Below are 11,957 nucleotides of genomic sequence, written 5' to 3'. Positions count from 1 at the left end.
CTGTGTAAAAGAATAATATTATTTGTAAATATCTAGGTCTGCAGTGAAGAAAACAGGAGATATAAAAAACTAATTCATTTTCAAATGAATTAGAAAAAATATTAATTTAAGCGTCTAACTCTATTCAAATAATTGCTCATCAATTTCCTATGAGTATCACAGCTAGTATACTGATACGCACAAAAAATGAAGCTAGAGATCTTCCAAAAGCTTTAGATATTATTAGAAATCAATCATTGAAACCCGTTGATATTATCGTAGTTGATTCTGGATCTACAGATGGCACAGTTGACATTGTTAAACAGCAGAGTGAGATCAAGTTAATTCAAATGCTCCCTGAAGAATTCACCTTTGGTAGTTCTTTAAATATCGGGTTTGAAGCTGCTCAAGGAGAAGTAGTTGTCTCTCTGAGCGCTCATGCTTTTCCCTGCGATCAACACTGGTTGCAAAATTTAGTTAAACACTTTGATGATCCTCAAGTAGCAGGAGTTTATGGAAAACAAGTTCCTCAACCTGATGCTTGGCCACCAGTTCAGCGAGACTATCTCAGTTATTACCGCGACCAGTTGCGGGTTCAAAACAACCTAGCAAATTTCAGTGATCACTCTTTTTCTAATGCCAATTCTGCTATCCGTTTTCAGTCCTGGAAGAGGCGTCCGTTTAATGAAACACTGACAGGTGCTGAAGATCGGGAGTGGGCGCGGATCATGCTAGATTTGGGTTACAAAATCGTTTACGAGCCAAAAGCAGCGCTATATCACTCACACAATGAACCCTTTCTCAAGGTTTATCAGCGAACTTATAGAGAAGCGCTTGCACATGAAGCAATCTACGAAAAGAACGAGAGAAAAATCGGTTTGGGTGCTGCTTTTCAGAGGTGGTACAAATCGGTAGTAGCTGATGTGCGTTTTATTATTCGAAATGGCAAAAATTACATATGGCTATTAAAGGCACCAATCTACCGTCTTTTTTGGACATATGGCTATCTCAGACCCAACATGCCAGATGCACTTTGGGAGCCTTTCGTAAAGCGATGGAAACGAATTATCAGCCTAGAGACACAAAAGTGGTAGAGGAGTAAATAATGAGAGTACTAGCAATAATTCCCTCTACCTTACGTGGTGGTGTAGAAGAGTACACCTTAAGAATTACCTCAGCAGCAGTTAAAGAAGGCTGGGAAGTTCATGTAGCATTCCCCCAGACTGAAGGAACCGCATCCCTAATTAAAGACTTCACAGCAAATGGCGTATCTTACCACCGTTTGGAAATTTCTGAGTCAAATCTCCATGGACTAGCGGCAGTAAGAAAATATTTAATACACTTTGTTCGCACAGCATTGCTATTACTTAAGGTCAAGCCGAATGTTGCACAGATAGTTCTCCCAAGCATTACCTATTGTTTAGGAAGTATACTTGCGTGTAGCCTTTTGCAAGTACCCACTTTAGTGAGGTTCGGTTTAGTTTATTTCAAGTGGCCATTTGGTGCTAAAAAACTCAAAATTTACGCTTGGGCAAGAGCCAGAAAGCAACAATGGGTAACCATTTCAGAAAACAATAGAAAACTGGTCTGTGAGACATTTCAGATTCCAGCCCAGGAAATAGTCTACATCTATAATGGTGCTAATATAGAGTCTTCTTATAATCAGAACAAAGAAGACCTGAATAAACTACGTTCTGAGGTAATTCAAGAGCTTGGGATTCCCATAAATAGCCAGTTGGCTTTAACAGTTGGACGCCTCGAAAATCAGAAAGGTTATATCGACCTTATCCCAGCAATTCCTCACATTGCCGAAGAGTTTCCAGATATAAGATTTGTCTGGGTCGGAGACGGTACTCAGCAAAGCAAACTCGCTAGTATGTTACGGGAGTACGGTGTTGCAGAAAAAGTAATATTTTTAGGTTATCGCTCTGATGTACCAAGGCTACTCAAAGCGGCTGATATTTTTGTTTTTCCTACTCACTACGAAGGCGGTCAGTCATGGGCGATTGCTGAAGCAATGGCTTATGGTCTGCCCATTGTCACCTCAGATGCTAGTGGCATCCCAGAGGTAATTAAGCACAAAACTCATGGTCTTGTGTTTAAAACAGGAGATAGCTGCGACTTACTAGAAAACCTGCGCTGGGCGCTCAGAAATCCTGACAAAATGCAAGAAATGGCTCAAAATGCACAGCTACGTGCCAAAGATTTCTCTGAAGAAAGAATGGTAAAGGAAACTCTAGAAGTATGGCAGAAATTGGCAGGTAATTTTAGATAAAAAATGCATATAAAAAGCCAGGATATCACGGTAGGCAGGTTCTTTTTCTAACAAACTAAACCAGATAACTAGTATGGCAACAAAATACAAACCACCGGTCTATATCGTCGGTCTGCCCCGTAGTGGAACAACCTGGCTGGCTTCTATATTAAATACCGCTCAGGGAATTAAATATTTTTACGAACCCTTTAACAAACAGCATGTCCCTGAGGCGAAATCCCTTTGGATGAAGTATCTGCGTGCAGACGATGATGACCAGGAGTTTGCCAAATTTTGCCAGGATGTATTTGCTGGTCAAATTAATAGACGCTACGTAACCAGAAGACTAGCACAACCCTATGGAATGTTTGGCGCAAGACTACGTTGGTTGCCGGGTCGGGTTATGGTTAAGGATGTACACTCGTGCTTATCGCTAGAGTGGGTTGATCGGCACATCGCACCCATTACGGTCATCATCACACGTCACCCCTGCGCCATCGTAGCTAGCCAGTTGCGATCATTGAGATTAAAAAACAAATTTGATCCCTTCCAGAAACTGCTTGCTCAACCAAGAGTTATAGACGATTATTTGAAACCGTTTGAGCATCTTCTTAGGAATGACGAAGGATTGTTGCAGCAAATGGCGGTTTGCTGGGGAGCTGTGTACTACATCATGCTTGAGCAGCAAAAGCGACATCCTAACTGGTTGGTGGTACAGCATGAAGAGTTATGTCGAGATCCAGTTAGGGAATACCAAAAATTATTTGACAAGCTAAATCTTCGTTGGACAGAGAAAACAGACAAGCTGCTTCAGATCTCAACTACTGAAGACAGTGGTCAGACATACGTGCCTCAACGTATATCTTCGCAAGAACCTGACAAGTGGAAAAAGGAACTTGAGCAAGAGCAAATTGAGCAAGTGCGGCGACTTGTAAAACCTTTTGAAATTCCTTACTACTCTGATTTTTGATTAACTCATTTATTTTAACTTTAGGCGTATTGGCTACTATATAAGCAGATTGATAATGATGAGAATCGGTTACTTACACATTGGTTCACCGCAACATGGCGTTTGTCGTTATGGACGCTTACTTGCTGCCGAGGCACGTAGGCAACCTGAGCTAAGCGTTATTGAAGTTGATGTAGTTCTAAGTCAAGACAAAAAGCAAAACCGAGAGCTGCTGATCAAAGCAGCTCAGCAGCTTTCCGAAGCAGAAATTATTCACTTTCAATTCAACAAATTCAACAAAGAAATATGGGGCGGTGGTTGGTCACAGTTATATTACCTTCGGGTTTTCATGGGTCACTGCTCGTGTCCCTTGGTAGTTACACTCCACGATGTTTTTTATCCGCCCTATGGTTTAGCAAGTGTGCTGAAATATTTGCACAACAAGTTCTCAGCTAATGCCTCAGTGATCAACAAGAAGACAACTGCAATATCTTCAAGTAAACCTTCAGCGCCTGGGCGCTCACGCTTAAAAAGTGCCTTTGAGTTTATGCAAAGTATATTCAAGGGTGTGTTGGGGCCCGATGCCTTAGCTTTGCGTGAGATAGCAAATCGAGTAAGTCTGATGTTTGTTTGCACAGAAGAAGAAGCACAACGAATTTGCGATCGCGTTGATAACCGTAAACTGAAAGTTGTGCCTCACTTTGTTGAAACACGATCTATCAATATTAGCCCAGCCAAAGCTCGTACTGTATTGGGATTAGAAGGAGTCAAAGTAGTTACTCTTCTAGGGTTCATTTACGCTACTAAGGGTCATCAACTAATGGTTGAAGCCCTACCTGAACTACCGCCAGACGTAAAAATTATCTTTGCTGGAGGTTCTAGTTCTGGTGGCTCGGAGCAGCTTGTTAAGAATCTTCTCGCCTTGGCTAAGGCAAAGGGAGTGGATGAGCGCTTGCGAATAACAGGCTATTTATCTGAAGAGGAGTTAGAACATTATCTCATGGCAACTGACCTGGCTGTTTGTCCATTTTCCAGATTTTCAGCTTCGGGTTCTTTGTCAACTTGGATCTCTGTCGCTCGTCCTGTTCTTGCATCAGATTTTCCACAAGTAGCTGAATACAACAGACTGGAACCAGGTGCTATCAAGACATTTAGTCCCTATACACCAGCTGCCTTAGCTAAAACAATTGAGCAGCTCCTACCATTATCTGGAGAAGATAATGAATCGGCGATAACCCGTCTCCGAAAAAAACTTTCCATGTCCGTAATTTTCGATAAACACCTTTCTCACTACCAAAATGTTGCCAAAGTACAAGACTCAGCAAAAGAAAAATGTAAGTTTGTATAAATTTTCTTAATGTGTTGATCGAGTACTTCGCAAATTGCGACATGTCAGTATCTTAGTTAAACCAAGATATCTGATGAAACAATCCGGAATATCTAGATTTAGTAAAGTAAACACTAATAGCTAACAAAAGATGGAAGATTTGAGAGTAATTTTTTTGTCAGATTGGCTATCTAACCCCTATAAACTACTACTGGCTAAGTGTCTCAACAACTACAAAGTTAAAGTAGAGGAATACCGTTGGAATTTTATTTTTCTGTATAGAAATTTTCTTCCCTATAAATCTGAGATATTACATTTTCACACACTACACCCTTTTATTGTTGGTAGAAGCAGCATAGGTAGGGTATTTAAAACTTTATTGTTTATTACTCAAATAATACTTCTCAAGCTAATTGGCACTAAAATTGTGTGGACTGTGCATGAATGGTCTGATAAAAATTCTGGTGGTAACCGCAATATCTCTCCCAATCAGGCAAAACTAATTGGTAATTTTTTCGATGCGATAATCACTCATTGTGAAACAACCAAACTTGATATTACGAAGGCGCTATACTTGGAAGGTAAGGGTAAAGTATTTGTAGTACCCCATGGTAACTATATAGGATGCTACGCCAATCAAGCAACTAGGCTTAGTAGTCGGAAAACTTTAGAAATTCCTGAAGAAAATTTAGTCTTTCTTTTGTTTGGGAATATATACCGCTACAAAGGAGTTCTGGAAACTATTGATGCCTTTAAGTGCTTAGAGCAGAAAAGAATATCATTAGTGATTGCTGGCAAGCCTAATGAACAAGAATTAGAGCAGACTATTAAAGAAAAAATCAAAGGGTATAACAATATATTGTTTATTCCTGAAAGAATTCCTGATGATAAAGTGCAAATTTACATGAATGCCTGTGATTGTGTTGTAGTTCCTTATAAAGTTTTTACAACTTCAGGTGTAGCTATTTTAGCAATGTCTTTTGGACGGGCTTGTATGGCACCACGCATAGGATTTTTCAGCGATATGCTAGATGATTCCGGAACTTTTTTCTATGACCCAAATCAAGAAGAGGGATTAGTTCAAGCCATGAAATCCACAGTGGATAAGAAGGATAAAATCTCCGAAATGGGTGAACACAATCTCAACTTAGCTGAACAATGGAACTGGCACTACGTTGCTGAAGAAACTTTCAAACTTTACCAGCAGTGCGTTGGGGGTGAATTTTGAAAGTTTTAGCCTATGACTGGAAATTCTAATAATTTTACTAACACCTATAAAATCCTTTATATTCAACATGTTATGAAGCAATAAAAAGTTTTTTGCTATTAAAAACTAATCTTAACAAACGAAATTAAGTGTTAAACAAGCTTCCCTTAAATACCAGATGATGACATATATTCCTAGGATAAAAGTAGGATTATCTGCTCTCAAGAGATTACCTCTTCCACTTAGTATTCAAGAACTTAATGCTTCTCTATCTGGCCCAAAAGTTTTTGCCAGTAGCTTTCCTAAGGGAGGAACAAATCTACTTGTACGTGTTCTTTATTTATTGCCTCTGCTAAGTCCTCGCTTACATTACCACGTTGACAATCACACACCGCAACTTATACAAAAATTGAGCGCAATTCGTGGAGGTCAATATTTATCTGGACATGTTTACTGGAGTCCAGAAATTATTGATACCCTTACTACTAAAAATATTCGCACTCTATTTGTTATTCGTGACCTCCGTGATATCGCTGTTTCCAATGCTTACTACATTTCCTATAAGGAACCTGAGCATCGACTACATAAGTACTTTAGCTCATTGAAATCAGATGCTGAGAGACTAATGGCTTCTATTGTGGGAGTGGATGGCAAGCTTCTTAAAGATGGTATAAGGTCAAAATCTATCGGTGAACACGCCACAGCCTACGCACCTTGGTTAGACGAAGAAAACTGTCTTACAGTTCGTTTTGAAGATCTGATTGGGAGTAGTGGTGGTGGAAGTGATGAAAAGCAGGTGGAGACTATTCGCACTATTACGCATCATTTAGGACTAAATGTTTCTGAATATCAGATTAATCAAATTGCTGACAAGACTTTTTTTAAAAAATCTCTTACCTTCCATAAAGGACAAATTGGTAATTGGAGAAATCATTTTACAGAAGAGCACAAGCGTGTTTTCAGAGAGATCGCCGGCGAAGCATTAATGAAGTTTGGATACATTGATTAACCGGAATTTTTAAACCTTGTTGTAGAAAATCATGACGTATAATTATCAACTTAAAACACCAGTAGTATTCTTGATATTTAACCGGCCAGATACTACAGAGAAAGTATTCGAGAGCATTCGCCAAGCAAAACCTCTAAAACTCTTGGTAATTGCAGATGGTCCCCGTACCGACCGACCTGGCGAAGCTGAAAAGTGCGCTGCTACCCGCGCAATTATTGAGCGTGTTGATTGGGAGTGCGAAGTTTTAAAAAATTACTCGGAGATTAATTTAAGTTGTGCCAAACGCGTCTCTAGCGGTCTAAATTGGGTATTTGAGCAAGTGGAAGATGCCATTATCTTAGAAGATGACTGTGTGCCCCATCCTAGTTTCTTTCGCTTTTGTGAAGAGTTACTCGAACGATATAAAGATGACAGCAGAGTAGTATCAATTTCTGGTCAAAATGTCCAGTTTGGTCGTCAACGCACTGAATATAGTTATTACTTCTCTCGCTACAATCACTGCTGGGGTTGGGCTACTTGGAAACGAGCATGGCAATACTTTGACTTTGAGATGAAACTCTGGCCAGAAGTCAAAAAACACAACTTTCTTGGGGACATATTAATAGAACCTCAGGCAATCAAGCATTGGACAGAAACTTTCCAGTCTACATACGATGGTCAGATAAATAGCTGGGCTAATCGTTGGACATTTGCTTGCTGGATGCAGAATGGCTTAAGCATTCTGGCAAACACTAACCTAATTTCTAATATTGGCTTTGGCACAGAATCAACTCATACGGGTAATAAAAAAAGCAAGTTTGCTAATATACCCACAGAAGCAGTTGAGTTTCCTTTGAAAGAGCCACCTTTCATGATTCGAGATATGAGAGCAGACAGTTTTACTCAAAGCACTCTATATCATCAAACTTTTCTGAGGAAACTGAAGAAAAATCTCAAGAAAAATGTCGATCTAATTTTGAGTAAATGAAGTCAGCCATATAATCTTATTTTTGAGAGTAATGAAAGTCAAAACTTTCTACATCCCTATGGTATCACTGGTAATCGATATGATTGTATCGTTACCACAGTTGCCATTTGATAGGATGAAGATCGGAGGCTTTAGCATCTTTGGCGCTATTAGACTTTTGATTATTCCCCTTCTAGTTTTTGCGATATTTGATATTTCTAAAAAAATTGGAGAAAATAGATTGAAATTTTCAATCGGCATGAGCATACCAATAATAATATTACTCATGCTGTTTGGTTTGCAAATACTGGCAATTCCCCCGCAAGCTAAAGCAATTCATCTTTCAGGTTGTGCAAAATTTGTCACCTGGATTTTGGGATATTTCTGTATATTGTTAAGCTTAAATATTAAGACAGCACCTAAAATAAAAAACCTGACTTTCCTTACATTATTATTAGTATTTTTTGCGACGGTTATTCAGTATCCGTACTTAATCGCTACATCGGGAGCAAGCTTTTCTCAGATTTTATTATCCTATGGTGCTTTCCAAAAAGTTAAGATTTATGGTCTTTTTGGTTCTGCTAACGAGGATGCTAATGCTCTGATGACTTTGTTCCCATTTGCGATATTCTATGTTGAAAAAATGTCCGGCTTTAAAAGGTCATTATTCAGGGCAATACTTCTTTTCTGTGTTCCTCTAATAGTTTTTGTCAATGGAACAAGAACGGCTTTATTTATAACCTTTCCTATCGTAGTTTTTCTGTTTTATACCAATTTATCCCTAAAAAAGTTTCTACAAGTAACCCCTCTATTACTTGTGACTGTTATTGCCTATAACTTATTTTTTAGTAATCTCACTAGTGCGGCATTTCAATCAGAATCTGAAGGTGGAGGTACTCTAGATTGGCGAATAGAGCATGTATGGACTCCTACCACTGCCTACACCACCGAAAATTCTCCTATATTTGGTTTTGGGTCTCGTGGATGGGAATATGTCTCTATCCAGAGTGGAGCTGTTAAAGAAATGACAGAACCACCACAACCTGAGTCTGCTCACAATGTTTATGTCTGGACTTATGCCTCGTGGGGAATAATCGGTTGCTCTGCTCACCTACTATTTATTGCTCTTCTTCTTAAAGAATCTTTTCAGTTATCAAAGTTTACTAGTTATGAAGTATCTATGCTTGGCAGAGCATCATTTTGCTCGATCATTGCATATTGCCTTTGGGGTTCTATTTCCAACGCATATTCTAATGTCGGCTGGGTAATTTTGATTTTTATAGCGTCTTTGATTGGTTCATTGAAAGTACTAAAGGCGACCATTAAAGTAACTAGGAAATTAAACATGACAGACCCTAATTTTATTAGCCTTTAATTCTTATAAGTAAGTTAATTATAAAAAGTGAATTCTTCCAGAGGGGATGTGCAAATTGAAATCTTTAATTATTAGTACTTCTAATAGTGGAGGAGCTGGTCGTGCTGCTTATCGATTGCATCAAGGGTTGCAAAATATTGGCACGCCTTCTCAGATGCTGGTACAAACTAAAGTTGGTGATGATAGCAATATAATTGCTCCGCAGATAAGTTTAGAAAAAGGACTGTCTAAGCTAGGACATGCTTTAGATGCTATGCCCTTGCGGTTTTATCCTCAGAGTAAAACCACTGAGTTTTCTACTCAATGGTCTCCCGACCTAATTATTCCCAGAGTTGCTAGACTTAATCCAGACTTAATTAATCTGCACTGGATTAATGAAAGCCACCTACGAATTGAAACAATTGCTAAATTCAAGCAACCTATCGTCTGGACTCTCCATGACATGTGGTCATTTACCGGAGGATGCCACTATGACCAAAACTGTAATCGATACGTAGATTCCTGCGGTGCTTGTCCTCAACTAAATAGTACTAATAACTGGGATCTATCTCGCTTGACATGGCAACGCAAGTTTCAAGCCTGGAAAAATTCTAACTTAACAATAGTTACTCCCAGCTCATGGTTAGCTAAATGTGCTAGTTCGAGTTCTCTTTTCCAAAGCCTAAGAACTGAAGTTATCCCTAACGGTCTTGACATACAAAAGTACAAACCCATCAATTGCCAGATGGCGAGAGAGTTGCTCAACTTGCCTCAAGATAAGCAGCTAGTTCTTTTTGGGGCAATTAATGCAACTAGTGCTCAAAGAAAGGGATTTCATCTACTTCAGCCAGCTTTACAAAACCTATGTGGATCCGGCTGGAATGACCAAATAGAGCTGATTGTTTTTGGTTCTTCTCGACCAGGAAATCAGACTGATTTAGGTTTTAAAACCCATTACCTGGGTAAATTTAGCGATGAACTATCTCTAGCACTAGTCTACGCAGCAGCAGATGTTTTTATCGCGCCCTCACTTCAAGATAATCTGCCTAATACAGTGATGGAAGCGATCGCCTGTGGCACTCCCTGTGTCGCCTTCAAGATTGGTGGTATGTCAGAGATGATTGAACATCAGAAAAATGGTTATTTAGCTCAACCCTTTGATGTAGAAGATTTAGCTAAAGGAATCGCCTGGGTTCTAGAGAGTAGAGAGCGACATCAGCAATTATGCATTAATGCCCGTGAAAAAGCTGTGCAGGAATTTACTCAGGAATTACAAGCAAGACGTTACACCTCTCTTTTTAATGAGCTTTTAGCTGATTATAATCGCTAAGTTTAAAACCTATGATTTTAATTGTAAAACTAAATCTCCCTAAAGTTACTGCCCAAATAAAATGATTTAAATAAATTTAATTGAGCAACAATTAGTCATTAAAGCAGCAAAATAGGACAAAGAAAATGGTTGCACAAGGACATATTGAGATTTCTTTCCCACTGCGTAATTTTTTAGGTAGATATCCTTTTTTGTATTACTCGCTTTACAACTTAATACCTAAAAATAAAAAGCTTTCAGTCAAGCAAAATACACAGCTTGTAATTGAAGGATTTCCTCGCTCAGCTAACACATTTGCTGTTCTTGCATTTGGATATGCACAACCAAATCCAGTAAATATTGCCCACCACATGCATGTACCTGCCCAGGTAATTAGAGCAGTTAAGTGGAAAATACCAACCATTGTTTTATTGAGAAATCCCAAAGATGCTGTAGTTTCTTTCGTCATCAGAGACCCACGAGTTTCGATTGATCAGGCACTTAAATCCTATATATCTTTTTACGAAACAATTTATCCCTACAAGAATAATTATGTGATATCGGGTTTTGAGGAAATTATTAAAAATTATTCTCTTACAATAGAACGAGTAAACAAAAAATTTGGAACCGACTTTGTCGCTTTTACACCGACAGGTAAAGATCTAGAAAACATTTTCCAAAAAGCAGAGAAACTAGAAGGAGGAGTAGAATCAAAAGTATCACGTCCTTCCTCCACAAGAACTGCTGCCAAAAAAGAGCTGTTGCAGGAACTTGAATCAGAAAAATATAGCAAGCTTTTAACTGCTGCGGAAAAAATATATCGCCAATTTGAACATGAAAATGACCTGGCCTAAAATTACTGTTGTTACTCCATCCTATAATCAAGCTCCCTTCCTTGAAGCAACACTGCAAAGTGTATTGAGTCAGGAGTACCCTAACTTAGAATATATAGTCATTGATGGCGGTTCAACAGACGGAAGCGTCGAAATTATCAGTCGATATGCTGATCATCTCACCTACTGGGTAAGTGAACCAGATGGTGGTCAAACCGATGCACTTAACAAAGGTTTCGCTAAGGCTACTGGTGATATTGTCTGCTGGCTATGTTCCGATGATTTACTTGAGCCTGGAAGCCTACAAGAAGTAGTTCAGTTTTTTCAAAAGAATCCTCAAGCCCGTGTGGTCTATGGTGATACTACTTGGGTTGATATAGACAATAAACCCATAAGGAAGAGAAAAGAGCTTCCCTTCAACCGCTTTATTTTTCTGTACGAACATAACTTTATTCCTCAACCTTCAACTTTTTGGCGGCTTGATTTGCATGAAGAAGTAGGGGGTTTAGATTCTGCCTTTGATGCCTCTATGGACGCCGACCTTTGGATTCGTTTTGCTGATGTCACCTATCTCCATCACGTACGTAGACCTTGGTCACGGATGCGTTTACATCCTGAACAAAAAACCCAGCGTCTTCAAGATAAAAGACGTACAGAAGCTCAAATACTTCGGCAAAGATATTTTGGTAATGAACCAGATTGGTTCTTCGGGTTCAAGAAAATCTTAGCTAAGGGAATACGAGTTACCTGGAAACTATCAGCAGGATGCTACTGGTAAATAGCTTCAGTT

The 11,957-nt window shown here is 39.1% G+C and carries 11 protein-coding genes; all 11 read left to right on the top strand.

Features of this window, described 5'->3' with window-relative positions:
• The first annotated feature begins 149 nt into the window (after positions 1-149).
• The 11 genes from ACT7WV_RS05915 (at position 150) to ACT7WV_RS05865 (ending at position 11,945) form a co-directional block, all read left to right on the top strand.
• Positions 150-1,073, top strand: a complete 924-nt coding sequence (locus ACT7WV_RS05915; protein WP_445102013.1) for a glycosyltransferase family 2 protein — start codon at positions 150-152, stop codon at positions 1,071-1,073.
• A gap of 11 nt (positions 1,074-1,084) precedes the next feature.
• A complete protein-coding gene (locus tag ACT7WV_RS05910; RefSeq protein WP_445102012.1) occupies positions 1,085-2,254 on the top strand; it encodes a glycosyltransferase family 4 protein in 1,170 nt (389 codons plus the stop codon).
• A gap of 73 nt (positions 2,255-2,327) precedes the next feature.
• Positions 2,328-3,203 (top strand): sulfotransferase, encoded by an 876-nt coding sequence (locus ACT7WV_RS05905; protein ID WP_445102011.1) that lies wholly within the window; start codon positions 2,328-2,330, stop codon positions 3,201-3,203.
• 55 nt (positions 3,204-3,258) lie between these two features.
• Positions 3,259-4,530 (top strand): glycosyltransferase, encoded by a 1,272-nt coding sequence (locus ACT7WV_RS05900; protein WP_445102010.1) that lies wholly within the window; start codon positions 3,259-3,261, stop codon positions 4,528-4,530.
• 130 nt (positions 4,531-4,660) lie between these two features.
• The gene (locus ACT7WV_RS05895) at positions 4,661-5,737 is read left to right on the top strand and encodes a glycosyltransferase family 4 protein (protein ID WP_445102009.1); all 1,077 of its coding nucleotides are present in this window, start codon (positions 4,661-4,663) and stop codon (positions 5,735-5,737) included.
• Between the two features lie 157 nt (positions 5,738-5,894).
• The gene (locus ACT7WV_RS05890) at positions 5,895-6,725 is read left to right on the top strand and encodes a sulfotransferase domain-containing protein (RefSeq protein WP_445102008.1); all 831 of its coding nucleotides are present in this window, start codon (positions 5,895-5,897) and stop codon (positions 6,723-6,725) included.
• Positions 6,726-6,756: 31 nt separating this feature from the next.
• Entirely contained in the window at positions 6,757-7,692 is a 936-nt protein-coding gene (locus ACT7WV_RS05885; protein ID WP_445102007.1) for a glycosyltransferase family A protein, read from the top strand.
• A 31-nt stretch (positions 7,693-7,723) separates the two neighbouring features.
• A complete protein-coding gene (locus tag ACT7WV_RS05880; RefSeq protein WP_445102006.1) occupies positions 7,724-9,046 on the top strand; it encodes an O-antigen ligase family protein in 1,323 nt (440 codons plus the stop codon).
• A gap of 55 nt (positions 9,047-9,101) precedes the next feature.
• The gene (locus ACT7WV_RS05875; protein ID WP_445102005.1) at positions 9,102-10,355 is read left to right on the top strand and encodes a glycosyltransferase family 4 protein; all 1,254 of its coding nucleotides are present in this window, start codon (positions 9,102-9,104) and stop codon (positions 10,353-10,355) included.
• Positions 10,356-10,480: 125 nt separating this feature from the next.
• The gene (locus ACT7WV_RS05870; RefSeq protein ID WP_445102004.1) at positions 10,481-11,188 is read left to right on the top strand and encodes a hypothetical protein; all 708 of its coding nucleotides are present in this window, start codon (positions 10,481-10,483) and stop codon (positions 11,186-11,188) included.
• Positions 11,175-11,945, top strand: a complete 771-nt coding sequence (locus tag ACT7WV_RS05865) for a glycosyltransferase family 2 protein (RefSeq protein ID WP_445102003.1) — start codon at positions 11,175-11,177, stop codon at positions 11,943-11,945. Before ACT7WV_RS05870 ends, ACT7WV_RS05865 begins: the two co-directional genes overlap by 14 nt.
• Positions 11,946-11,957: the final 12 nt, after the last annotated feature.

It is taken from the genome of Symploca atlantica LB2515, assembly GCF_052546295.1.
Note: the sequence above shows the minus strand (reverse complement) of the source record. Positions and strands in the feature narration are given on the sequence as shown.